Raw genomic sequence first — 18,509 nt, 5'->3', positions numbered from 1 at the left:
TTTACGCCTTAACTTTATTGCGACGTTTCAAGCCAAATAATGTCCCTATCCCTACAAGACATGCGCTTAGTCCCATCATTGCTACATTATTAGATGCTGTGTTTGGTAATTTTTCACCTTGTACAACTGGCTTTGCTGCTTCTTTTTTTACTGCACCATTTTTTTGTTGTACTTGTGCTGCTTCTTTTTTCGCCATATCATTTTTCAATTGTTCTTGTGCTATTCTCTTTTTCTCTTCTTCACTTTTTTGCTGTTCCTTAATCAATGCTTCTTTTTTTGCCTTATCATTTTTCAATTGTTCTTGCGCTATTCTCTTTTTCTCTTCTTCACTTTTTTGCTGTTCTTTAATCACTGCTTCTTTTTTCTCTTTATCTTGCTGCAGTTGCGCCGCTTCTTCCTTCGTTACTGTTCCAGTATCCGCGCTTGCTACTGAAGAATATCCTACTGTTAACAATGCCATTGCACAGATTGGTAATAGATTCTTTTTCATCTTCAATTCTCCCCTTATACTTTATTCACATCACATCACTTCGCATCGGATGTATCACTAGAATAAACAAGAGATATAAATATAAAATGCAGATGAAATATATTTCATTTAAAGATTTCATGGTAGACAAATAAAAAAACATCGCAATATATACGATGTTTTTTCGGGTGTGTGTCTCAATATTTACATGTTACTTTCGCGTGATGTAGAAGTAGAACGGGCCGGAGCGATAACTAATTGTCTCGGCTCAGTTTTCTTTAAGTGATTTTTGACGTTACACTTACGACGTTGAACAACCCACGCTTTAATAGGGTTTGTCAAAATAATCTTTTGCTCTTCGTTAGGGGCCTCTTCTTCAAATCTACAACTTTCGCTCCATTTATTCCATTTCATTGTAAATTTAGAAGAAGAATGATCGTCTTCTCGATCAAACAAGTGCAAAAAATCCATTTCGCCAGCTAGCATTACGGTATTGCTAGTTGCTAAAAAAGAAAAGGTCGTCCAACGTTTCTCCATGCCCTCCTACTCCTTTTTCACATATAGAGTGCCTAAAACTTAATTCACCTAAAATATGCTTGCCTTTTACCTTACACCTATAGTTTATCCAAAACACTACTAGGCAACTATCGATTTGCCTTACAACTACCTTACATTTTTGTAAGAAACAAAAAACCTTCACTCTCTATACGTGAAGGTTTCTCATTTCTCATCTATATGATCTTTCATATGATCGACTCCAGCTTCTTGCAGCTGTGACATCATACCGTGGGAAATTGCGCCTAATACTAAAGTCATTCCAATTAGTGAAATCCGAATCGCTGGTACATCAATTATGTAAGCCAAACTACCAAGAACAATTGTTAAAAGTAATGCTTTTATAAATGTTGCACTTGTATACTCTTTCTTTCTCATCATAATCACCCTTTATGGAAGCGTTTTCTTAATATGATCAGTATATCATATCATCTGACTATTTTGTGGGGATTTCTGTAAAAAACTTATATCTTCTTTGACTTTTTCCTTTCTATCCTTTACAGTCGAAATGTTCACAAGTTTTACACTGTAGGAGGACTCCAATGAATATTGAAATAAAAGACACTTTAATCTCTGAAGAACAATTACAAGAAAAAGTAAAAGAACTAGCACTTCAAATCGAACGTGACTTTGAAGGAGAAGAAATCGTAGTAATCGCTGTATTAAAAGGATCTTTCGTATTCGCTGCTGATTTAATTCGTCACATTAAAAACGATGTAACAATCGACTTTATTTCTGCATCTAGCTACGGAAATCAAACAGAAACAACTGGAAAAGTAAAACTATTAAAAGATATCGATGTAAACATTACTGGAAAAAACGTAATTGTTGTTGAAGACATTATCGATTCTGGTTTAACACTTCACTTCCTAAAAGATCACTTCTTTATGCATAAACCGAAAGCATTGAAATTCTGTACGTTACTTGATAAACCTGAGCGACGTAAAGTGGACTTAAAAGCTGAATATGTTGGCTTCCAAATTCCGGACGAATTTATCGTTGGCTACGGTATCGACTGCGCAGAAAAATATCGTAACTTACCATTTATCGCTTCAGTTGTAACGAAATAATATAATAGAATAAACTTCCATCAATTACTGGTGGAAGTTTATTTTCTATCACGATTCGTAAAAGACAAAGGGAGAGAATAAAAATGAAAAAGACAAAATTTGAAAAAGTACTCCTCATCGTAAATCCAAAAGCTGGACAAGGCGATTTACATACGAACTTAACGAAAATCGTACCACCTCTTGCGGCAGCTTTTCCTGACTTACATATCCTTCATACGAAAAAGCAAGGTGATGCAACAAAATATTGCCAAGAGTTTGCTAGTAAAGTAGATTTAATTATCGTTTTTGGTGGTGACGGCACTGTATTTGAATGCACAAATGGCTTAGCACCTCTTGAAACTAGACCTACACTTGCAATCATTCCAGGCGGAACTTGCAACGACTTCTCTCGCACACTCGGCGTTCCGCAAAACATCGCAGAAGCTGCAAAACTTATTACACAAGGACATGTAAAACCAGTTGACGTCGCAAGAGCAAATGACCTACACTTTTTAAACTTCTGGGGCATTGGACTTGTCTCTGAAGTATCAAACAACATCGATGCAGAAGAGAAAGCAAAGCTTGGGAAAATTGGTTACTATTTAAGCACCATTCGAACTGTCAAAAATGCTGAAACATTCCCAGTAAAAATTACGTACGATGGACAAGTATATGAAGACGAGGCTGTCCTTGTTATGGTTGGAAACGGTGAGTACCTTGGCGGTATCCCGTCCTTTATCCCAAACGTAAAGTGCGACGACGGAACACTTGATATTTTCGTTGTAAAATCAACAGGCATTCAAGCATTTAAAGATTATATCGGAAAGAAACTATTTGAAGACTCAAATGAAAATGACATCTTCCACGTAAAAGCGAAATCCATTCATATTGAGACAGAGGAAGAAAAAGAAGTAGATACAGATGGAGAAAGCTCGCTTCATACACCTTGTCATATTGAACTATTACAAGGACACTTTACGATGATTTATAATCCTGCGGTTGTGTAATTAATATTTTATTATACTTTAATAATTACTAAACTTCGCATTTTTGCGATAAATACAGTATAATTAATAAGTAAAAGGTTGTTAACAAAAAACGTTAACAACCTTTTTATTTTTTCAGAAAAACTTTTCACTTTAGAGGAGCGATCACATGTATTGGAGAAAAAATGATAAACCTGTAGAAGATCCCGAAGCAATAGCTGTATGGGAATGCATGGCAGAAGACTGCCTTGGATGGATGCGTAAAAATTTTTCATTAGAAGAAGAGCCAAAATGTCCATTATGCAAAAATGATATGAATAGTAGCGAGCGTTTATTACAAAAGCTCTAACTCCTGCTTTTCTCCCCTTTAAATATTAAAATAAAGGATTATCTTTCTCCTTATCTACAAGATGCATTTCCTATATGTGAATCGAAAGAAAATAGATAATAGCGTAGAACATTGAAACAGAAAAGAGATTGTTTTTCCATCTCTTTTCTGTTTCAAATTTCTTTGCAATCGTCTCAACACGAGATTCTACTTCTTTCGCCTTCGCTTTCGATAAGGCCAAAGGCAATGCAATATTTTCTCGCACTGTTAACGTATCTAATAAATTATAATCTTGGAAAATGAATCCTAAATGATTACGGCGGAATAATGCTAATTCATCATCATTCATCTTCACAATATCTTTTCCATCAATTAAAATCTCACCTTTTGACGCTGTATCAATAGTAGAAAGAACATTTAGAAGTGTCGTTTTCCCAGAACCAGACGGCCCCATAATGCCGATAAACTCTCCCTCTGCCACCTGTAAATGAATATCTTTCAACGCTTCAAATGTATTACTACCTGTATTATATATTTTGGAAACCCCTTTCGCTTCTAGCATTGTTTTCATCTATTTATACTTCCTGTTTTGATTCTTGATGTTCTCTTTAAACAACAGAACTCAGTATAAATAAACTTTCTTAACAAATAGTCACAGGGTTTCTTAATATTTTCTTAAAAAGAAAAATCCAAAATCATACAAAATGATTTCGGATTCCCTATAGTTAAAATATTAAATTACATTTCGAACAAAAAGGAGCGGAATTACCTCTCCTAATTTTCCCATCACATTTTGGACAATATACATATCGCTCTTCTATCTTTTCTCGTTCTATCATATGCAAAGATACTATTCTCATACTACACATAACCCCGATTAAAATAAGACTAAAAATGAGTAGCATCACTCTCTCGCCCCCTCTCACTAAATATTACCATAAAATAACAAAACCGATTCTCTCATTGAGAATCGGTTTTATACTTATAGTCCTAACTTCGCCTTCGCTCCATCAGGAATTTCATCTGGCATTACTTGTACTTTGTCATGTAAAAGCTTCCCTCTCGTAAGCACATACCAGTACGACCCTTTTGGTAATTCATCTACTCCCTCAATTGTAACTTCTTTTTCCTTACCATTTTCATCGTAGGCTTTCACTTTATATTCACGACCTTTATTTCCACCTAACTCTTTACCATCGTTATCAATTATTGCATAATGGTGCTCTATATCAAGAAATGGATTCATTCTATCAATCGCAGTACTCCCATTTAATAAATATGCCGCTCCTGCGACGATAACAAGTAATGATCCAAAAATAAATCTTTTCATCTATATGCCGCCTTTCATTCTGTTTTCTTTAAGGTGTTTCTAAGTATAGGGCTTATTTCTTAATAAAAACTCGTACTGTTTCTTAACATTTTCTTAAACTAAAAGTGAAATTTTAATTAGTAAGCGAAAAAAATAAAAAAGAAACTCTTTACACTACAATTGACAAAATTACACCTATAGTGTAATTTTACACTATAAAGAAAAAGGAGATGCATGATGAATAAACAAGAATTTATTGAACTCGTTAATTCAAAATTAAAACTTATCCGTGTTGAAAATGATTTATCACAAGATAAAATGTCAGAAATTATTGGTTTATCAAAGAAAACATTAGTCGAAATTGAAAAAGGAAGACGCACGCTAACATGGTCAGGTGCAGTTTGTGTCGTAACACTCTTCGAACAGTGTGATACAGTCCAAATGACATTTGGAGATGATGTGAATGAAATTATAAAAACAATCGCTTTTACACATTACAATACGAACTTCCCGAAGACTTTAGGAGGAAAAGTTTGGTGGCGACAAATAAAAGAATTAAACGGTTATCAAATACAACAAAATATTTTATCTCAACATTATAGAATTTTAGATAAAGAAGACCGTAGAATATGCCATTCATTCGAACTAGATGAAATTGAACAGCGATTTATGGAAATGGCAAAAACATCTCAGTAAAGTGAAATTTTAATCAGTATTTTTTGCTGCCCATAAATAGCAGTATAAAATAAATTACGGAGTGTAATTCAAATGAAAAAACAGAGTAATATTACCATTTTAAACACGCTAATCATTAGCACGTTAGTATTCAATTTATTTATTTTCACATCAAGAATGAGCTTTTTACCTTGGTATATTGAAGATGGATGGGGATATTTAGGATTATTATTTACATCCTTTATTTTCTTACTTTGCTTCTTTCAATCTTCGAATCTTCATAAAAATGGAAAGTTAACTACACTACAAAAGTTTATTCCACTTGCTTCTGCCATACTTTCAATCTTCGTTCTTATCGCTCCATCAAGTGATTTTATGACTGTATTAGCTAATCTAATCAATACAACCATATTAACAATTTATATAACTGTATTTCAGACAACACCTAATGAAAGTAATAAGGAACTATTACATTAAAAGGGAGCGTTATTTTACAAAATAACGCTCCCTTTTATATGCTCTTAATAAGCGTAAACCTTGCTTCTATTTACTTACTCATCACTGTACTTCTTCTTTGCTTATACAAATAAGTACCACTCGCAACAACAAAAACAATCCCGCCAAAATACACGCCATACTCTATCGCAACTGCTACAATACTTTCAATATGTTGTCCAAATACAGAGCCGAGCACAAAGTAAACGAATGTCCAAACAAATCCTGTCGTATAGGAATACAAAGCATATGTCTTAAATGACATATTATTCATTCCCACTAAATACGGTACGATATGTCTTACAACTGGTATGAAGTAACTTGTGACTAACGCGTAATGACCATACTTTTCTACCATTTGTTGAGATTTCAAAAGATATTTCGCCTTTTTCTTTTTCGTTAGCTTATCAAGTACTTTCGTACCAAATATTTTTCCTAATATATAACCTAAAGATAGCCCAGATACAACGCCTAAATAGGTTAATACAAATGCAGGAATGACACTTAATATCCCTAGTGAAGAGACAAAACCACCGCTCATTACGATCATTTCGTCTGGAATTGGCATACCGATAATACCTAACCATAAACAGAAAAATAATGCCCAATAACCGTATTGTTCAATATAAGATAATAATTCATGTAATTCCATTATGCATATGCTCTCCTTAGCTCTTTTTTACAACTAAAGACGTAAGCTGGCGGGAAATTGAACCACACTTTTTCGAGCGTAATTTTAGGAAAGAAATGCTGTATAAACCCTTTTTTCACTAGTGAATATTGAAATGTAATAAATTCACCGTTCTCATGTATCGCTTCCATTACATTGTTTAAAATACGCTTTGAAATTTCTTCTGGTAAAGAAGTAAAAGGTAATCCCGATAAGACGTAATCAATGCATTCTATATTGAATTCTTCCATATACTTCTTTATATTTTCAGCTGAACCGTGTACAACAATGACGTTCTGCTCATTTTTAAACTTTCTCGTTAACTCTTTGCAAAACACTTCATTAATTTCAATAAGAAGAAATATTGTTTCCTTCCTCTTTCTCTTCATAATTTCTTTCGTGAAAACCCCTGTACCAGGTCCTAGTTCTACAATGCATTTCGCTCTATTAAAATCAATTACATCTACCATTTTCCTTGCTAATATTTTTGAACTTGGCGCTATCGCACCAGTATGTTTCGGATGTTTAATAAATTCATGTAAGAATGTTATGAGTTGCATGTAAACCTCTCCCCATTCGTTCAATAGTTTTTAACTTGGTTCTAAGTATAACTATCGTTTCTTAACAAAAATTAAGGAGATTTCTTAAGATTTTATGAAGAATGAAACATTTCCTTATTCCATATATAAATACCTCTTTTATATTTATTAATTTGGTATAATAGATATAAAATGGACTTTTATGGAAGGTGCTATCGCTACGTCTATTTTCATACAACATCTGCGGAGATTAATCTGTACATCACCTTTTGTGCGAGCAAAAAATTCAAATAATAAGAAATTTATATTTTATAGAAACAAATGTAGATTTAATTAATACGTACTCAAAACTATTTAAAAGGAGAAGATAATGAATAATTCCATCGACCTACAGCACTTATGTGACCTTGTACATAGAACGTTTCATGTTCCTGTTCAATTTCTATCTACTGATAAAAAAATTGTATATGAATCTACTTCTCATACAATTAGTAGTCCATTTTATTCTGCTAAAGAAGAACATCTTAATGAAGTGTATCAAGAAAACGTACCTTGCAATTTTCCAATTTTTAAAGGAAATAAGTATCTTGAGAATTTCATTAGTATCCATATAACAAATCATGAACATATAAAAGGAACAATTATAATTGGCCCGACTACTTATCCAAAAGTATCAGATGAAATGGCTATTAAACTGATGAAATATTTCAACTGTAATAATAAAATGCAACAAGGAGTAGATTACTATCAATTTCTACCCGAGATTAAAAAAAGCACGTTAATTGATATAAGTATTTGGTTACATTACGTCATTTTTAATGAAAAATTAGATAGAGATATTGTCTGGAAAGAGAATAAATTACTCGAAGATGTTTCTTATAAAATCGTAAATCCTGATTTATACATTTCAAAACGTCGCCGGCATGATCCGCAAAATTATGACATATCATTGGAACGCAAATTTTTTTCAGCCATTAAAGAAGGCAATACAGAAAAGGTCATACAATATGCGTATTCATTCCCACAAGAAGATGCGACAATTTGGTCTAAAGGAGATCAGCTTAGAAACCAAAAAAATAATGGTATTATCGCCATTACACTAGCTATTCGATATGCGATAGACGGTAACCTTCCATCACATATTGCTTTTTCACTCGGTACTTTATATATACAAACGATTGAAAAACTAGATAACATGTATTCCGTAAATAGGTTAATTGAAGATGCATTATGCACTTTTGCAGAACGTGTGAAAGAATATAGTAATCAATCATATTCTAATTCCATTACTACGTGCCTCAATTATATTAACAAGCATATTTACGATGAAATATCTTTGAATGATCTTGCTACTCTTTTACATATTTCCCCTACTTATTTATCAAAACTGTTTAAAAAAGAAGTGGGAATTCCTTTAATTGAATATATCCAAAGAGAACGAGTAGAAGAAGCAAAAAAATTATTAACATTAACAACCTATCCATTATCAGATATTTGTGCCTGGCTTAATTTTAATGATCAAAGTTATTTCACAAGAGTCTTCAAAAAAATTGCAGGTATGACGCCTAGACAATATCGTGAAAATCATACCGTTATATAAAGTGAAACTTTAATCAGTGGGGGTTTTCTTCATCCCCCACTGATTATTAGTTGAACCAATCGGACTTTTATGGGCAGTTGATCCTCCACCTAACTTCTTTGCTTTCGCTGAATTTTGAGGTGGGGGTCTTACTGCCCATTAAAGCGGGATGAAAACACTTTCCTAACAGAAGGTGAAATAGTTATCCTACTGGCTCACCTTCTTCAAATCCATTTATTCCCCTTAATAAAGTTTTACTCCCATTCAAAAAAGTACAAGAATGACAAATAATTACTATAAATAAGTGAATGAATTTGATAATTTTTTAGTACTAAGCAAATTCGACTTCCAATCATACATAATAAAACGAACATAAGGTACTTATGAATGATCAGTAGTAGCTACACTGATTAACCTTCCTATATAGAAAATATATTGTTAGGAGAATAGAAAGCATGAGTAGTACAAATATAGTAAAACCGGCTCTAATGACTATTATGTCTAAACAATCGACTGACATGAAAGAATCGAGAAAAGTATCACCATACGATGATAGAGAAAGAATTGAAGATACTTTATTACGCTCATTCATTTCAGAAAAAGAAATATTGATCACTTATTATAAAGGTCGTTATTTCCCTACAAGTTATATGACTGTAATTGAATTAAATCCTTTGAAACGTTCTTTAATATGCATAGATGCCTTTGACAAAAAACATACTTTTAGTTTCATCGACATAATCGATGCGCGGTAGTATTTAGAACGAAAAAAGCCATTCACCTCATAAAAAATTAGGTAAATGGCTTTCTTATTTTCACTTATTATTTCGCACTCACAATCTTATAATAAGAACGAACTGTTAGGAAGTAATATCCGATATAAATGACGCCATATACTCCAATACTAATTAGGAGCGGGATCATAATTTCGAATGGTAGTAAGTTCGCTAAGCCTTTTAGTGCAAATAGGCTGTGCAGAATTCCGATGACTAACGGAATCGCAAAGATAAAGCTTACTTGTTTTGCGATAGCTTTTTTCATCTCTTGTTTCGTTACACCGACTTTACGAAGTACAACGTAACGTTCACGGTCAGCATTTGCTTCCGTTAATTGCTTGAAGTAAATGATAGAGCCTGTTGCTAGTAAGAACACAAGTCCTAAGAACATTCCAATGAACATCATTAATCCTGTTCCTTCCAGCCCCATCTGGAAACCAGTATAGAAGTCTCTAAATGGTGGGACCATTTCTGATTCACCAGCTGGCATCACTTTTGTTAATTTTTCTGTTAACACTTTACTATCTTTTTCATCTTTTACATCAATATTTTTTACAACGCGTGTTCCAAATGCTTGCTTCGCTTGCTCATACATTTCATCTGAAACGACAACAACTAATTCACCTAAATTTGTAAGTGCAACGTCATTCGCACCTTGGATTTTTAATTGCTTCGTTTCGTTTCCAATTTGGAATACTGCTTTGTTTCCTTTATATTGTGGACTAAACTCATGCCCTTCAATATAGGCACTATCATATATAAATGCTTCACCAGCAGCTACATTCACTGTTTCCGCATCAATTTTTTTAGCAAGTTTGTTAAATTCAGACTGTGACATAAACTGATATTTCTCTGAAATCGTATAGTTCATATTCAGAATGAAATCAACTTTATCTCCTTCAAACTTCCCTTTTACAGGAACTGTCTCAATTTCAAATTGATCTTTGACAGGATGATTCTGCTTCTCTTCTGCAAAAATTGCATTTACTTTCTTATCAAGCTCTGCATCTTTTTTCTCATAAGAGTAACTATAAGGTGCGACTGCTTTTGATTGTGTAAATGTGTTGTAATACATCGTAACTGACGTACCAACCGCTGTTAATGTTACTGCGCTTAAAATAGAAATTGTCGCAAGTGACTTTGCATTCCCTTTAATACGGTATAGTAACTGTGATGTTGTTACCATATTCATGCCGTTATAAAACGATGATTTATTATTTCTTGCGCGTTTTAATACGAATACTGTAAAGAACATAAATAGTAAGTACGTACCTAATACTGTCGCCAGTAAAATGTAAAGTGCGACTGCCATAAAGTCTGCGTACTGCAGTGCCTTCACGTACATTAACGCTAAGAAATAACCTGAACCGATTAAGAAAACTGAAATTAATGCCATCACTACTGATCCTTTTGGCATTGCTTCTCCTTCACGTTCTGCTCGGAAAAGTTCAATAAGCTTAAATCGGTAAATTAAACGATATCCTTGCAGTGATGTATACAAAATAATCACAAAGAAAATAAGTGCTGTATCAACAATTGCAGCCATCGGTACTTCAAAATGAACATTTAAATTTAATCCCATCATGCTTACGAGCAGTTCAAGGAATAGTTTCGAAAGGACACTACCAATCGCAATTCCGATAATTAAAGACATTAATCCCATTAACATATTTTCATAAAAGAGCATTTTACCAATTTGTCTTTTTCGAATACCTAATAAGGAATATAGTCCAACTTCTTTTTTACGCTTCCTTGTAAAGAAGCCGTTTGAATATATAATGAACACTGCCACGAAAATGATTAGCATGACACTTGATACTTGAAACGCACCGCTAATTTTTTTTGAACCTTCCGCAGCTTTTTCCATTTGTGAATTATACTGCAACGCCTTAAATGTAAAATAAATAACGATACTAAAGATCATAGATGCAAAATATACAAAGTAGTCTTTAAAGTTCCGCTGTATGTTGCGGAGGGCAATGCTAGATAAGGTCATCAGCCATACCTCCGGAAATAGAAGACATTACGTCAACAACTTTTTGGAAGAACTGCTTACGCGTTGCTTCACCGCGGTGCAGTTCTTTATATAACTCACCATCTTTAATGAAAATAACTCGTTTACAATAACTCGCCGCAAATGCATCGTGCGTTACCATTAAAATTGTAGAATTATCATATTCATTTAACGACTTCATGCTTTCTAATAAATCTGTCGCTGATTTAGAATCAAGCGCTCCAGTCGGCTCGTCCCCGAAAATCATACTTGGATTTGTAACGATCGCACGTGATGCTGCGCAGCGCTGCTTCTGTCCGCCTGATACTTGATATGGGAACTGACTTAAAATATGATCAATACCGAATTTCTTTGAAATTTCAAGAACGCGGCGATCAATCTCGCTCGCTTTCACCTTTGATAACGCAAGAGGTAACGCTATATTCTCTTTCACCGTTAACGTATCTAATAAATTATAATCTTGGAAAATGAACCCTAAATGATCGCGGCGGAATAACGCTAGCTTATCATCGTTCATCTTCACGATATCTTTTCCATCAATTAAAATTTCACCGTTCGTCGCATTATCAATTGTAGAAAGAACGTTTAGTAAAGTCGTCTTACCTGAACCAGAAGGTCCCATAATTCCAACGAACTCACCTTCTTTTACTTGTAAGTTAATACCTTTTAACGCTGCAAATTTATTACCACCCGTGTCATACACTTTTTCAATATTTTTTGCTTCTAACACTGTTTTCATCTCGACATCCCTCATTTCTTCTATTCTCTATTTTTAACTATATACACTCTCTACTCTTGCCACTATCGATGTTTCTTACACAAACATGACAGTTATGTAAGACCGGTAAGCAGAGAAATCAAAATTTAACCTACTGAACGAAAGTACTTTGTTACTATAACATTGGGATATCATGCCATCCATTCATTCTCCTTACAGGAACATTACAATTTTGTAAGGTTAAAAATGTACCCTACAAAGTTGTGCATGAAATGTCGGATGGACTTAGTTTGTTCCTGCTATTCTATTTAACAAGGAGGTCATCATATGGACTCACTTAAAAACATGAATGCGGCAATGCAGTATATTGAAAACAATCTAACAGATGAAATTGATTTTAAAGAAGTCGCAAAAATAGCGTACTGCTCTGAATATCATTTCAAAAGAATGTTTTCTTTTCTAGCTGGCATATCATTATCAGAATATATTCGCTGTAGACGTCTTACTCTTGCTGCTTTTGAACTAAAAGATAGCGATGCGAAAGTCATTGATGTCGCTATCAAATATGGGTACAACTCACCAGATTCTTTTGCACGTGCCTTTCAAAACTTGCACGGTATAACACCTTCAGAGGCCCGAAAGAGTAGTCATTCTTTGAAAGCTTATTCACCAATGACCTTCCAGTTATCGATTCAAGGAGGAAACGAAATGAATTATCGAATTGAAGAAAAAGAACAATTTCAAATCATTGGTATTACAAAACGCGTACCGATTGTATTTAACGGTGTAAATGAAGAAATTGCTTCTATGTGGAAAAGTTTAAATCCAGAGTCCATTCAAATGTTAAAGTCACTTTCAAACATGGAACCAAATGGAATCATTAGTGCCTCTACTAACTTTTCTGAAGGAAGAATGGAGGAAAAGGGAGAACTCGATCACTACATTGGAGTAGCCACAACGAAAGATTGTCCAGAGCAATTCGCACAACTTGAAGTCGCAGCTTCAACGTGGGCTATCTTTGAAGCTGTCGGTCCATTTCCTGAAACATTACAAAATGTATGGGGACGCATTTATTCCGAATGGTTTCCTTCTTCCAACTATGAACTAGCAAAAGGACCGGAAATATTGTGGAATGAACAGAAAGATACATCCTCTCCAAACTTTAAAAGTGAAATTTGGATACCGGTTTTGAAGAAATAATAACAAAAAGAAAAGAGCTAAGCATTGTGCTTAGCTCTTTTTTACATATTTACTTACTCGTAAAAGTGTATGTATTTCATCAGTTCTTCGATTCCTTTCAATTGAAGTAATAATTGATTATTCAAGTTTTCTAAAGCCAACTGAAAGGAACGTTCGATCTTGTCATAGTGTGATGAGTCTAAATCCTCTAGCAATCTTTTCATATTTTCTATATAGTACACGGTTTTTCTCAAACTACTTATGACTAGTATTTTACGCAGTTCAGATATTGAAAACATTCTATAACCGTTTTCTTTATTTCTTTCTGAGCGGACTAACCCTTCATGTTCCCAATGACGGATAGCCGAAGTATTTACGCCTGCTATTTTTGCAGCCTCTCCAATACTCATACTTTCATTTAACTCTATATTTTTATATTTCGTAAAATCAGCATTTCGAATCATGTTAAGTATTTCTTCTACTCGTTTTTTCTCCACTTGAATATTGAATTGCTGTTCATTAACTAACCAAAGTGATTCTTCAAACTTTACGTTTTTAATCATTCTCATGACTTTGTAAACAATAGGTATGTCATATCCTTTTAACAATGCTCTAATGGTAATAAATGCTTGGAAGTGTATCGATGTATAGAAACGGTGATTACTTTCCGTTCTTGGTACAACAGGAATGAGATTTTGTTCTTCATATCTTCTCAAAGTTGTTGTGCTAACATTTAAGACATCTGCAATTTGTTTAGGGCTATATGTCTCCATTTATTAACTCCTTTTTAAAGTAAAACCTTCAAGTGCTACAGTAACACATTTCAAATAAAATCCGGATATATACGGGATTGAAAAACATCAATCCGGAAGATTGCATGAATGTTATATGATTTTAGTATAAACAATTTAGGAGTGATAGAAATGGAGAAAATCATAAAACTTACGGATGAATCAGAATTAAAGGTTCGTTTGGTTGGAAATCCAAAATTCAGAACAATTATGCTCCCAGTTGCTAAAGAATCTGTATATGGACAAGATGCCGAAACTTTAAAATTGTGGGGAGTAGATCCTGAATTTGGAAAACATTTTATTGATGGACTCATAGACAAGTTTCAGATTTTATATTTTGACTACGAAAGCCATCGTTTGCAACATCCAAATCCAGAGAACCTCACACCTGAAAATATAGTAAAAGACCTATTAACAGTTGCTGATGAAATGAATATTAATAAGTTTAGCTATTATGGTTACTCTTGGTTAGCTTTAGCTGGATTACAATTAGCCATTCGAACGGACAGGTTAGATAGTATAATCATGGGTGGGTTTCCGCCAATAGATGGTCCATATAAAGAAATGATGATAGTGACAAATAAAACATACGAGCAAGCTGTGCATAATCAAAATTCTCCTGCTGTTGATCAAGAACATCTTAGTCCAGGAAAAATTGAGTGGGATAACATACAGATAAAGATCGACACGAATCAGACTAAACAGTTTGTTACCATGTACAAAAATTTGATGGAGTTTGATGATCAAGACATTCAACATCAATTAGTGATTCCAAGATTGGCGTTTGCTGGAGAAAAAGACACTATTGTTTACGGAGAAAACTTTGGCAGTGTAACAGTTGATATTATCGGTATACTTCAAAAAAACAAACAAAAGTTAGAACATCTTGGATGGAATATAGAAATCTTAAAAGGAAATGATATGGATCATACTAAAGCTATGCAACCTATAACAGTTCTGCCTTTAATAAAGCCTTGGTTAATTAAAAATTTGAATATAACTTATTAAATATAGTAATCCGAATATCCTAAAAACAAAGCTGCTTTTCCTTAGAAGGAAAAGCAGCTTTGTTTTTACATTTTTAGTTCTTTTTTATAAATAACATATGACTTTATCGTTGATATAAAGAGGCATATTAATATCATTCCAATCCCCATAAAAATATTAAATGGATCTGGAAGTAACGCCCCAGCATATATACAAAGTGCACCTATTACAAATACTTTCGAAGCAAACCTATGTGTTTTTCTCCAAACCACAGGATTTTCTAATGTCCAGTCCAATCGGATTCCTACTAAACCATTGGGCTTCGTTTGTTGCATATAATTGCCGAGTACAAGAAACAACGTTCCAAGCCCGAAATTAAACGCAATGGAGGCCGATGCAATATAATTAGACGCTGCTAATAGCGCAAATATGTTACATCCAAATCCTATAAAGAGAATGGCATAACGAATTGCAGAAAGAACTTTAACATGCTGTTCATACTTATCTTTCGTTACATCAATATACCCCATAGCTAGCCCTATCAAATACAGCAACACCATGCTGCCTATTGAAAAAGAACTTGCCTCCACTTTCGAGAAATATCCATCTACCATTCCCGCAGCGTTATAATGACGTGGAATTTGTTCTGGTAAATACGGCCATACAATATACCATCCAATTGCAATTGCAATAATTAAACTCCATGGTAGTACATGCCTTTTCATCTTCTCTCCCCCATAATTTTTTTATTAAGCCCCTATTTCTTTTTTATAAGCGACATAAGAATATCCCATCGTTATTCCTACTGCACCGATAATAATTCCAATTATCAAGAAACCTTTCCATGCCACTGGAGCAAAAATACTTAACATCATAATAATTCCTAATACAACAAATACCTTTCCACTAAAACGGTGTGTCTTCCTCCACACTTCCTCGTTACTTAATGTCCAAGGTGTTTTTATACCTACAAAGTAGTTTGGTTTGCACTGTGGTAAATAGTTTCCGATGACTATAAATAAAAGACCAACAAGAATATACGGTGCACTGTTCATGGGAATGTCATAACCTAATCCAGCTCCAATTCCAATGATACTTACTAAAAATAATAGGAATAATACGCTATAATTTATTACATTATACCCTTTAGAAAATTTCTCATAATTCTCATGCTTCGGATCTATCTTAGGCAATAAAGTCAATAAAGCATATATAAAAACCATAACTGCAACATCTAAAATCATCATGCCCATTTTTGACATACGCCCATCTACCTCACCAGCCACATTCCAATGACTCGGAATCTCTCCCGGTAAATGCGGCCACGCGGCACACCATGCAATAATCGTTAAAGCAATTAGTAGTAACGGAAATATATGTTTTTTCATTTCCCTTCTTCCCCCTTATTCGTAAACGTAAACACCCAAGTTAACAAATCTTGAAATACAGTTGTGTTTAAAGAGTACATAACGAATTGCCCCTTTTTTTCATCTTGAATAAGTTCAGCATTTTTAAGTGCGTTTAAGTGGTGTGAAATACTTGGTTTTGTCATATTGAAATGTTCAGCAATCTCACCCGCAGTTAGATCATTTTCTTTTAATAAGTCCAAAATTTTTCGCCTTGTTGGGTCTGCTAATGCTTTGAATGCTTGATTCAATGTCTTTCTTCCCTTCACTAATTAGACATTTAGATATTTATCTAAATGTTAAAATGATTCTAGTTAATTGTCAATTCGGCATACGCCCTTACTTTTCACGCTTTTGACCAACATCAATTACTATACTACTTAAAACTGCATAGATTACACGTTGGAAAAAATAAAGGTTGCTCTTCCATCAAAGAAAGAGCAACCTTTATTTAAACTTTATTATTTTATTAACAAACGAACAAATCGAAAAAATTAGCAAGCTTATAATAAAGGACATACCTACTATCGTTCCGAATTCATCTAGCCAATAACTAATCATGCTTTCACACACCTAGTATGGATTATCATTCGTTCTTTGCAGAGTCCTTTTGGACAGTTTTATGCACCATATCCACTGGAATTTTCGTTGTCCAAGTTCCTTCCGTTCCTCCAACTCTGTTAATATTAATATTTATAAATAAAAGCTCTGGGAATTTTTCACCTTCTAACGGTTCAAAAACTATTACTCCCTCTGGTTTATCATGATCAGCTAACACCGTCTCAAAACTTTCTCCCGCTTGATTCGTTAAATACAGTGTACTATTCTCTATTGCATCCGGATTACCAATACGATCTTTTTGATAATTATCCATATGCGTGTTACTAAGAAAATGCAAATATTGAACAGCATTGAATTTCTTATTTTTATAATGTGGGCTCCCTACTTGTTTCCCGTCTTCTTTACCATCGTTTGTAATATCGAGCCCCGTTGTATTAAATTTATAAGGAACAAGCGATCCGTCTTGTTGTTCAAACCGATAGTAAATAAGTATTTTAGCATCTTGAATTAATATTTCTTTTACATGAAGAGTAATACCATTATCCACTACTTTTTCGTTTAACTGTATAGACTTTCCATTCGCAGCATCCTTTTTAACTTCTTCACCAATCATTTCATTTAACTTTACCTCTGGCTTTGCAAAATAGGAATTGTTTAATGCCATTGTACTCGTCGGTATAATGACAGCCGCTATTAAACCTGCTATTAATAATTTCTTTTTCGTTTTCTTTTTATTATCTTTTTTATACATTTGACTAAAGGATTGATAAGCACGCTCTTTAACCTCTTTTGGGACCTCTTGTTTCATTGCTTTTTTACATTCATTTGAAAACGACATTTGAATTAGATTCCTCCTCATCTATTTCTATACTAGATTGATTCCGAATTTTTTCTAACGCTCTGTGAATTCTAGACCTTACTGTACCTATAGGAATTTGTAATAGTTCTGCAATTTCTTCATACGTGTAATCATGATAAAAGCGATAAACGATCACTACTCTAAACTTAAATGGTAGTTCTCGTATCACCGTTAATAACTGCTCTTCTGTTTCTTTTCTTAATAATATTTTTTCCGGAACCTCTACAACTGTCTCATCATTTAATTGTTGTTTTTCAAATAAGCGCATCCTCTTCCATATGTGCTTTCTCCACTGACTAATCTGCTTATAAACAATTCCATTCAACCAAAATAGAAACGGTCTAGATTGATCATATGTTGAAATAGATTTCCAAAGTTGGAAGTAGATTTCATTTACGATTTCATTTGTATCATGTCGATTTTTAACTATAGCAAAGACGGTTTCATAGATTCTCTGACTCGTTAAGTCAAATATAAATTCAAAAGCCTCCTCGTCACCTTGTAGTAAACGCTCTATCCAAATATGTATCTCTTCATTACTTACCAAGTAGTGCCCCCTCCTTA

The 18,509-nt window shown here is 33.8% G+C and carries 25 protein-coding genes; 9 read left to right on the top strand and 16 right to left on the bottom strand.

The features are described 5' to 3' along the window. Position 1 precedes the first annotated feature (1 nt). The 3 genes from ACXVYO_RS18280 to ACXVYO_RS18270 all read right to left on the bottom strand — a co-directional run bounded on the left by ACXVYO_RS18280 (position 2) and on the right by ACXVYO_RS18270 (position 1,405). A complete protein-coding gene (locus ACXVYO_RS18280) occupies positions 2-490 on the bottom strand; it encodes an LPXTG cell wall anchor domain-containing protein (protein ID WP_458468122.1) in 489 nt (162 codons plus the stop codon). A gap of 183 nt (positions 491-673) precedes the next feature. Next, positions 674-1,006 carry a hypothetical protein gene (locus tag ACXVYO_RS18275; protein ID WP_088082676.1) on the bottom strand — a complete coding sequence of 111 codons (333 nt, stop codon included), beginning with the start codon at positions 1,004-1,006 and terminating at the stop codon, positions 674-676. 183 nt (positions 1,007-1,189) lie between these two features. Then, complete coding sequence (locus ACXVYO_RS18270) at positions 1,190-1,405, bottom strand: hypothetical protein (protein WP_061677576.1); 216 nt, start codon at positions 1,403-1,405, stop codon at positions 1,190-1,192. A gap of 161 nt (positions 1,406-1,566) precedes the next feature. On the opposite strand from ACXVYO_RS18270, the gene hpt reads away from it, so the two are divergent. From hpt to ACXVYO_RS18255, 3 genes are all read left to right on the top strand, one after another. Next, entirely contained in the window at positions 1,567-2,094 is a 528-nt protein-coding gene (hpt, locus tag ACXVYO_RS18265) for a hypoxanthine phosphoribosyltransferase (RefSeq protein ID WP_001019305.1), read from the top strand. A gap of 83 nt (positions 2,095-2,177) precedes the next feature. Then, the gene (locus tag ACXVYO_RS18260) at positions 2,178-3,080 is read left to right on the top strand and encodes a diacylglycerol/lipid kinase family protein (protein WP_458468121.1); all 903 of its coding nucleotides are present in this window, start codon (positions 2,178-2,180) and stop codon (positions 3,078-3,080) included. Positions 3,081-3,228: 148 nt separating this feature from the next. Further along, positions 3,229-3,408: a cold-inducible protein YdjO-related protein gene (locus ACXVYO_RS18255; protein WP_073516853.1), complete on the top strand. Its 180-nt coding sequence runs from the start codon at positions 3,229-3,231 to the stop codon at positions 3,406-3,408. 70 nt (positions 3,409-3,478) lie between these two features. Here the strand turns inward: ACXVYO_RS18255 and ACXVYO_RS18250 are convergent, their stop codons facing one another. The 3 genes from ACXVYO_RS18250 to ACXVYO_RS18240 form a co-directional block, all read right to left on the bottom strand. Beyond that, positions 3,479-3,958: an ABC transporter ATP-binding protein gene (locus ACXVYO_RS18250; RefSeq protein ID WP_458468120.1), complete on the bottom strand. Its 480-nt coding sequence runs from the start codon at positions 3,956-3,958 to the stop codon at positions 3,479-3,481. A gap of 154 nt (positions 3,959-4,112) precedes the next feature. After that, on the bottom strand, positions 4,113-4,292 hold the full coding sequence (locus tag ACXVYO_RS18245) for a hypothetical protein (RefSeq protein WP_458468622.1): 180 nt from the start codon (positions 4,290-4,292) through the stop codon (positions 4,113-4,115). A 77-nt stretch (positions 4,293-4,369) separates the two neighbouring features. Continuing rightward, the gene (locus tag ACXVYO_RS18240; RefSeq protein WP_458468119.1) at positions 4,370-4,717 is read right to left on the bottom strand and encodes a YxeA family protein; all 348 of its coding nucleotides are present in this window, start codon (positions 4,715-4,717) and stop codon (positions 4,370-4,372) included. Between the two features lie 216 nt (positions 4,718-4,933). Here ACXVYO_RS18240 and ACXVYO_RS18235 point away from each other — a divergent pair, with 216 nt between their 5' ends. Next, entirely contained in the window at positions 4,934-5,392 is a 459-nt protein-coding gene (locus ACXVYO_RS18235; protein WP_458468118.1) for a helix-turn-helix transcriptional regulator, read from the top strand. A gap of 72 nt (positions 5,393-5,464) precedes the next feature. Beyond that, positions 5,465-5,848: a hypothetical protein gene (locus ACXVYO_RS18230; RefSeq protein WP_458468117.1), complete on the top strand. Its 384-nt coding sequence runs from the start codon at positions 5,465-5,467 to the stop codon at positions 5,846-5,848. Between the two features lie 70 nt (positions 5,849-5,918). On the opposite strand, the gene ACXVYO_RS18225 is transcribed toward ACXVYO_RS18230, so the two are convergent. Together ACXVYO_RS18225 and ACXVYO_RS18220 are read right to left on the bottom strand one after the other, a co-directional pair. Continuing rightward, entirely contained in the window at positions 5,919-6,518 is a 600-nt protein-coding gene (locus ACXVYO_RS18225) for a DedA family protein (RefSeq protein ID WP_458468116.1), read from the bottom strand. Then, positions 6,518-7,096: a class I SAM-dependent methyltransferase gene (locus ACXVYO_RS18220; RefSeq protein ID WP_458468115.1), complete on the bottom strand. Its 579-nt coding sequence runs from the start codon at positions 7,094-7,096 to the stop codon at positions 6,518-6,520. Before ACXVYO_RS18220 ends, ACXVYO_RS18225 begins: the two co-directional genes overlap by 1 nt. A gap of 349 nt (positions 7,097-7,445) precedes the next feature. Between ACXVYO_RS18220 and ACXVYO_RS18215 the strand changes: the two genes are divergently transcribed. Both ACXVYO_RS18215 and ACXVYO_RS18210 read left to right on the top strand, forming a co-directional pair. Continuing rightward, positions 7,446-8,675 carry a helix-turn-helix domain-containing protein gene (locus ACXVYO_RS18215; RefSeq protein WP_236792894.1) on the top strand — a complete coding sequence of 410 codons (1,230 nt, stop codon included), beginning with the start codon at positions 7,446-7,448 and terminating at the stop codon, positions 8,673-8,675. A 434-nt stretch (positions 8,676-9,109) separates the two neighbouring features. After that, positions 9,110-9,409, top strand: a complete 300-nt coding sequence (locus ACXVYO_RS18210) for a YolD-like family protein (RefSeq protein ID WP_458468114.1) — start codon at positions 9,110-9,112, stop codon at positions 9,407-9,409. 67 nt (positions 9,410-9,476) lie between these two features. On the opposite strand, the gene ACXVYO_RS18205 is transcribed toward ACXVYO_RS18210, so the two are convergent. Together ACXVYO_RS18205 and ACXVYO_RS18200 are read right to left on the bottom strand one after the other, a co-directional pair. Continuing rightward, the gene (locus ACXVYO_RS18205; protein WP_458468113.1) at positions 9,477-11,426 is read right to left on the bottom strand and encodes an ABC transporter permease; all 1,950 of its coding nucleotides are present in this window, start codon (positions 11,424-11,426) and stop codon (positions 9,477-9,479) included. Further along, complete coding sequence (locus ACXVYO_RS18200; RefSeq protein ID WP_458468112.1) at positions 11,413-12,183, bottom strand: ABC transporter ATP-binding protein; 771 nt, start codon at positions 12,181-12,183, stop codon at positions 11,413-11,415. Before ACXVYO_RS18200 ends, ACXVYO_RS18205 begins: the two co-directional genes overlap by 14 nt. Before the next feature lie 306 nt (positions 12,184-12,489). Between ACXVYO_RS18200 and ACXVYO_RS18195 the strand changes: the two genes are divergently transcribed. Next, on the top strand, positions 12,490-13,362 hold the full coding sequence (locus tag ACXVYO_RS18195; protein WP_458468111.1) for an AraC family transcriptional regulator: 873 nt from the start codon (positions 12,490-12,492) through the stop codon (positions 13,360-13,362). 53 nt (positions 13,363-13,415) lie between these two features. Here ACXVYO_RS18195 and ACXVYO_RS18190 read toward each other — a convergent pair whose 3' ends face one another. Beyond that, the gene (locus ACXVYO_RS18190) at positions 13,416-14,114 is read right to left on the bottom strand and encodes a MerR family DNA-binding transcriptional regulator (RefSeq protein WP_458468110.1); all 699 of its coding nucleotides are present in this window, start codon (positions 14,112-14,114) and stop codon (positions 13,416-13,418) included. Between the two features lie 150 nt (positions 14,115-14,264). Here ACXVYO_RS18190 and ACXVYO_RS18185 point away from each other — a divergent pair, with 150 nt between their 5' ends. Further along, on the top strand, positions 14,265-15,140 hold the full coding sequence (locus tag ACXVYO_RS18185; RefSeq protein WP_458468109.1) for an alpha/beta fold hydrolase: 876 nt from the start codon (positions 14,265-14,267) through the stop codon (positions 15,138-15,140). Positions 15,141-15,205: 65 nt separating this feature from the next. Here ACXVYO_RS18185 and ACXVYO_RS18180 read toward each other — a convergent pair whose 3' ends face one another. From ACXVYO_RS18180 to ACXVYO_RS18160, 5 genes are all read right to left on the bottom strand, one after another. Next, the gene (locus ACXVYO_RS18180) at positions 15,206-15,844 is read right to left on the bottom strand and encodes an SdpI family protein (protein WP_458468108.1); all 639 of its coding nucleotides are present in this window, start codon (positions 15,842-15,844) and stop codon (positions 15,206-15,208) included. Positions 15,845-15,868: 24 nt separating this feature from the next. Next, positions 15,869-16,507, bottom strand: coding sequence for an SdpI family protein (locus ACXVYO_RS18175; RefSeq protein WP_458468107.1), 639 nt, complete (start codon positions 16,505-16,507; stop codon positions 15,869-15,871). Next, entirely contained in the window at positions 16,504-16,776 is a 273-nt protein-coding gene (locus tag ACXVYO_RS18170; protein WP_087958403.1) for an autorepressor SdpR family transcription factor, read from the bottom strand. Before ACXVYO_RS18170 ends, ACXVYO_RS18175 begins: the two co-directional genes overlap by 4 nt. A 335-nt stretch (positions 16,777-17,111) precedes the next feature. Beyond that, positions 17,112-17,924 carry a DUF4179 domain-containing protein gene (locus ACXVYO_RS18165; RefSeq protein ID WP_458468106.1) on the bottom strand — a complete coding sequence of 271 codons (813 nt, stop codon included), beginning with the start codon at positions 17,922-17,924 and terminating at the stop codon, positions 17,112-17,114. Further along, entirely contained in the window at positions 17,908-18,492 is a 585-nt protein-coding gene (locus ACXVYO_RS18160) for a sigma-70 family RNA polymerase sigma factor (protein ID WP_458468105.1), read from the bottom strand. Before ACXVYO_RS18160 ends, ACXVYO_RS18165 begins: the two co-directional genes overlap by 17 nt. Positions 18,493-18,509 lie beyond the last annotated feature (17 nt).

Source organism: Bacillus sp. BC08, from assembly GCF_054326875.1.
Note: the sequence above shows the minus strand (reverse complement) of the source record. Positions and strands in the feature narration are given on the sequence as shown.

Excerpts from the sequence above, each read along its gene's own strand:
- ACXVYO_RS18280 (WP_458468122.1), bottom strand. The coding sequence starts at position 490 with ATGAAAAAGAATCTATTACCAATCTGTGCAATGGCATTGTTAACAGTA.
- ACXVYO_RS18275 (WP_088082676.1), bottom strand. The coding sequence starts at position 1,006 with ATGGAGAAACGTTGGACGACCTTTTCTTTTTTAGCAACTAGCAATACC.
- ACXVYO_RS18270 (WP_061677576.1), bottom strand. The coding sequence starts at position 1,405 with ATGATGAGAAAGAAAGAGTATACAAGTGCAACATTTATAAAAGCATTA.
- hpt (WP_001019305.1), top strand. The coding sequence starts at position 1,567 with ATGAATATTGAAATAAAAGACACTTTAATCTCTGAAGAACAATTACAA.
- ACXVYO_RS18260 (WP_458468121.1), top strand. The coding sequence starts at position 2,178 with ATGAAAAAGACAAAATTTGAAAAAGTACTCCTCATCGTAAATCCAAAA.
- ACXVYO_RS18255 (WP_073516853.1), top strand. The coding sequence starts at position 3,229 with ATGTATTGGAGAAAAAATGATAAACCTGTAGAAGATCCCGAAGCAATA.
- ACXVYO_RS18250 (WP_458468120.1), bottom strand. The coding sequence starts at position 3,958 with ATGAAAACAATGCTAGAAGCGAAAGGGGTTTCCAAAATATATAATACA.
- ACXVYO_RS18245 (WP_458468622.1), bottom strand. The coding sequence starts at position 4,292 with ATGCTACTCATTTTTAGTCTTATTTTAATCGGGGTTATGTGTAGTATG.
- ACXVYO_RS18240 (WP_458468119.1), bottom strand. The coding sequence starts at position 4,717 with ATGAAAAGATTTATTTTTGGATCATTACTTGTTATCGTCGCAGGAGCG.
- ACXVYO_RS18235 (WP_458468118.1), top strand. The coding sequence starts at position 4,934 with ATGAATAAACAAGAATTTATTGAACTCGTTAATTCAAAATTAAAACTT.
- ACXVYO_RS18230 (WP_458468117.1), top strand. The coding sequence starts at position 5,465 with ATGAAAAAACAGAGTAATATTACCATTTTAAACACGCTAATCATTAGC.
- ACXVYO_RS18225 (WP_458468116.1), bottom strand. The coding sequence starts at position 6,518 with ATGGAATTACATGAATTATTATCTTATATTGAACAATACGGTTATTGG.
- ACXVYO_RS18220 (WP_458468115.1), bottom strand. The coding sequence starts at position 7,096 with ATGCAACTCATAACATTCTTACATGAATTTATTAAACATCCGAAACAT.
- ACXVYO_RS18215 (WP_236792894.1), top strand. The coding sequence starts at position 7,446 with ATGAATAATTCCATCGACCTACAGCACTTATGTGACCTTGTACATAGA.
- ACXVYO_RS18210 (WP_458468114.1), top strand. The coding sequence starts at position 9,110 with ATGAGTAGTACAAATATAGTAAAACCGGCTCTAATGACTATTATGTCT.
- ACXVYO_RS18205 (WP_458468113.1), bottom strand. The coding sequence starts at position 11,426 with ATGACCTTATCTAGCATTGCCCTCCGCAACATACAGCGGAACTTTAAA.
- ACXVYO_RS18200 (WP_458468112.1), bottom strand. The coding sequence starts at position 12,183 with ATGAAAACAGTGTTAGAAGCAAAAAATATTGAAAAAGTGTATGACACG.
- ACXVYO_RS18195 (WP_458468111.1), top strand. The coding sequence starts at position 12,490 with ATGGACTCACTTAAAAACATGAATGCGGCAATGCAGTATATTGAAAAC.
- ACXVYO_RS18190 (WP_458468110.1), bottom strand. The coding sequence starts at position 14,114 with ATGGAGACATATAGCCCTAAACAAATTGCAGATGTCTTAAATGTTAGC.
- ACXVYO_RS18185 (WP_458468109.1), top strand. The coding sequence starts at position 14,265 with ATGGAGAAAATCATAAAACTTACGGATGAATCAGAATTAAAGGTTCGT.
- ACXVYO_RS18180 (WP_458468108.1), bottom strand. The coding sequence starts at position 15,844 with ATGAAAAGGCATGTACTACCATGGAGTTTAATTATTGCAATTGCAATT.
- ACXVYO_RS18175 (WP_458468107.1), bottom strand. The coding sequence starts at position 16,507 with ATGAAAAAACATATATTTCCGTTACTACTAATTGCTTTAACGATTATT.
- ACXVYO_RS18165 (WP_458468106.1), bottom strand. The coding sequence starts at position 17,924 with ATGTCGTTTTCAAATGAATGTAAAAAAGCAATGAAACAAGAGGTCCCA.